This window comes from Pseudomonas sp. KCJK8993 (assembly GCF_046230915.1).
GTDB lineage: Bacteria > Pseudomonadota > Gammaproteobacteria > Pseudomonadales > Pseudomonadaceae > Aquipseudomonas > Aquipseudomonas piscis.
This window is the reverse complement of sequence record NZ_JBJJLO010000213.1, coordinates 1-3,450: the sequence shown is the minus strand read 5'-3', so window position 1 is coordinate 3,450 and position 3,450 is coordinate 1. Positions and strand designations below refer to the sequence as shown.

At 66.1% G+C, this 3,450-nt stretch carries 2 protein-coding genes; both read right to left on the bottom strand.

The window, feature by feature from the left end; genetic code table 11:
• The coding region (locus tag ACK6AU_RS31585) for a condensation domain-containing protein (protein ID WP_409303656.1) at positions 1 to 1,501 on the bottom strand (1,501 nt) is incomplete at its 3' end.
• Between the two features lie 3 nt (positions 1,502 to 1,504).
• The coding region (locus tag ACK6AU_RS31580; protein ID WP_409303654.1) for an amino acid adenylation domain-containing protein at positions 1,505 to 3,450 on the bottom strand (1,946 nt) is incomplete at its 5' end.

The window sequence follows — 3,450 nt, the reverse complement described above, 5'->3', positions numbered from 1 at the left end:
GGTAGTCGCGCTCGGTGGCGTTCCACTGATGAACGATGCGCTGGCGCTCTTCAGCCTCCAGCAGGGCCAGGTCCTGGATCGGCAAAGTCGGATCGGCCACGGCCGAGCGCAGCAGGTTCTGCCAGTGGCGCGCCAGGCGCTCCATGCTCGCGTGGGTGAACAGGTCGGTGGCGTAGGTCAGGGAGGCCCAGATACCCTCGGCGGTTTCCTGGGTGTCCAGGCTCAGGTCGAACTGGGCGCTCTGGTTGTCCCACTCCAGGCTGGCCACTCGCAGGCCGGGCAACTGCGTCTCGCCCGCGTCGGCCTGGGCACTGGCCTGGTGGTTGAACATCACTTGGAACAGCGGGTTGTGGCTCAGGCTGCGCTCCGGCTGCAGTGCCTCGACCAACTGCTCGAACGGCAGGTCCTGATGGGCCTGGGCTTCCAGCGCGCGGCGCTTGGCCTGCTGCAGGAGCTGCACAAACGTCAGCTGCCCGTCGATGTCGGCCTTGAGCACCTGGGTATTGACGAAGAAACCGATCAGGCGCTCGACTTCCACCCGGTTGCGGTTGGCGATCGGCACCCCGACGCGGATGTCCTGCTGGCCGCTGTGGCGATGCAACAAGGCCTGGAACGAGGCCAACAGCACCATGAACAGGGTCACGCCCTCACGCTGGGCCAACCCCTTGAGTGCCGCTACCAGCCCTTGTTCCAGGGCCACATCCAGGCGTGCGCCACGGTAGCTCTGTTGTGCCGGGCGAGGATGATCGAATGGCAACTCCAGCACCGGCTGGACACCGCCGAGCAGTGCCAGCCAGTACTCCAGCTGCCGCGCCTTCTCCCCTGACTCCATCCAGCTGCGTTGCCACAGGGCGTAATCGGCATACTGGATCGCCAGGGCCGGCAACGCGCACTCCTGCCCCTGGCTGTAGGCGGCGTACAACTGCATCAGTTCCTGGACCATGACCTGCATCGACCAGCCATCGGACACGATGTGGTGCTGCACCAGCACCAGCACGTGCTCTTCTTCACCCAGGCGCAGCAGACTGGCCCGCAGCAATGGGCCTTGCAGCAGGTCGAAAGGCCGGGCCATTTCTTCCTCTACCCGTTCCTTGAGGCGGGCTTCGTCGATCGGCTCCAGGATGATCTCGATCGAAGCCTGGGCCAGCACCTGCTGGGTCATGCGATCGTCTTGCAGGTGCAGGCGGGTGCGCAGGCTTTCGTGACGCGCGACCAGGCTATCGAAGCTGCGCTGCAAGGCCGCGATGTCCAGGCGTCCGCTCAGGCGCAATGCGCCGGGCACATGATAGGCGGCACTGGCGGGCTCCAACTGCCAGAGAAACCACTGGCGCTCCTGGGCATAAGACAGCGGCAGGTTGTCGTTGCTTTCGCGAACGGAGGCGATGGGCAGTTGGGCGAAGCTCATGCCACGGCTTTGCAGGCGCTGGTAGAACTGCTTGCGCTGCTCCAGAGGCAGTCGAAGAAAGCGCGATACCAGATCGATGTTTGGGTTGGAAAGCATGGTTCAAATCGCCTCTAGTTCGCTCAAGAATTCACGAAGATCATCAAAATCAGCCGCACTGCCAGCGCGACAAGCGCTGGCGGCCTCGACATAGGCCCGCAAGGATTCGGTCTGGAACACTTCCACCAGTGGTACTTCCAGGCCCAGCTCGGCCTGGACCCTGGAGGTGATCTGGATCGCCAGCAGGGAATGGCCGCCCACTTCGAAGAAGTTGTCGTTGAGCCCTACCCGCGGCAGGCGCAGGACCTCCGCCCAGATCGCCGCGATCTGTTGCTCCAGTTCGCTCTGCGGGGCCACGTAGGCCTGCTGCATCTGGCTGGCGTCCGGTTGTGGCAGGCCCTTGCGGTCCAGCTTGCCGTTGGGGGTCAAGGGCATCTGCGCCAGGAACATCAGGTGGGTGGGCACCATGTAGTCCGGCATGCGCGCCTTGAGGGCACGGCGCACGGCGTCCCGGGCACTGGCCTGGGCATTGGCATCGTCGACCAGGGCTGGATCGAACATCACCAGGTAACCCACCAGTTGCTTGCCGGTCGGCCCGTCCTGGGCCACCACCACCGCCTCCCGCACGGCCTCCTGCTCACGCAGGCGCGCCTCGATCTCGCCCAGTTCGATACGGAAGCCGCGGATCTTCACCTGGTGGTCGACCCGACCCAGGTAGTCCACTACCCCATCGGGACGGCCACGGGTCAGGTCGCCACTGCGGTACACCCGGCTGCCCGGCGCGCCGAACGGATCGGGCACGAAGCGTTCGGCCGTCAGTGCCGGACGCTCCAGGTAACCCCGGGCCACGCCCTCGCCGCCCAGGTACAACTCACCTGCCACGCCGATCGGTTGCAGGTTCAGCTCGGCGTCCAGCACATAACCGCTGCGGTTGCCCAGCAGCGTGCCGATCGGGGCGTAGGCCGCGCCGCATGGATCGTCCTTGCTCGCCTTCCACAGTAGCGGCGTGACCACGGTTTCGGTGGGGCCATAGCCGTTGAACAGGTAGGTCGGACGCAGTGCCCGCCAGGCCAGGTCGTAGCTGGCCTGGGCCACCGCATCACCACCGAAGCAGTACACCCGCACCGCCGGTGGGTTGCCGTCGCGCTCGGCGTGTTCGGCCAGCTGTTGCAGGTACACCGGTGGGAACACCCCCACGGTCACGCCGTGGCGATGCATCTGGGCGTAGGTCTGCTCCGGCAGCCACAGGTTGTCGTCGCGGATCAGTACCCGGGCACCGTTGATCAGCGGGTGCATCCAGCCTTCATGGGAGCCGTCGAAGGCGAACGACATGAAGTGCAGTTCGCAATCGGCCGCGGTCATTTCGTAGCGCTCGCCGGTGGCGATGATGTGCGCCACCAACGGCCCGTGGGCCACCGCCACGCCCTTGGGCAGGCCGGTGGAGCCGGAGGTGTAGATCACATACGCCAGGTTGTCGCCGTCCAGTGTCACGTGCGGGGCACTGTCGTCGGCGCCACTCCACTGCTCGGTACGGTCCACCGCCAGGCTCTCCAGGCCTTCTGGCACCGGCAGGCGCTGTTGCACTGCCGAGTGGGTCAGCAGCAGCCGGGCGCGGCTGTCCTGCATCATGTACAGCAGCCGGTCCTCGGGGTATTCCACGTCCAGCGGCACGTACACGCCACCGGATTTCAGCACCGCCAGGAACGCCACCATGATCTCCGCACTGCGCGGCATGGCGATCGCCACCCGCACTTCCGGGCCCACGCCACGGGCGATCAGGGCCCGGGCCAGGCGGTTGGCGCTGCGCTCCAGCTCGCCGTAGGTCAGCTGTTGCTCACCGAAGATCACCGCTACCGCCTCGGGGGTTTCCCGGGCACGGTCGGCCACCAGCTCGTGCACCAGGCGCGTGGCCGGGAAGCCCGAATCGGTCCGATCCCAGAGCTGGATGATCTGCCGCTGCTCCGCTTCGTCCAGCAGGTTCAACTGGCCGATGGCTTGTTGCTGGTCGG